Origin of the sequence: Streptomyces beijiangensis (assembly GCF_017315755.1) — a bacterium.
GTDB classification, from domain to species: Bacteria; Actinomycetota; Actinomycetes; order Streptomycetales; family Streptomycetaceae; genus Streptomyces; species Streptomyces beijiangensis.
Window position 1 is genome coordinate 1 of record NZ_JAFLRJ010000955.1, and the last position, 204, is coordinate 204.

Consider the following 204-nt stretch of genomic DNA (forward strand, 5'->3'; position numbering starts at 1 on the left):
CGGGACGGCGCCCTGACCGTCGACGTCGATCTCGCCCTGCTGACCTTCTGCGACTGCAGCGGTCTCAACGTATTCCTCGAAGTGTGGCAGGACGCCGCGGCCACCGGGGCGACCCTTCGCCTGCGCAGGCCGTCGCGGGTGGTGTCCCGGCTGCTCGCGCTGACCGAGTGCGACTTCCTGCTGTCCGGCTGTGCCGCCGTCCCG

General features: G+C 71.6%; 1 protein-coding gene. It reads left to right on the forward strand.

Annotated elements, in window-relative coordinates; all coding sequences use genetic code 11:
- Positions 1–204 (forward strand): STAS domain-containing protein (locus J0695_RS40055; protein ID WP_206969733.1); only part of this gene is annotated, 204 nt, incomplete at both ends.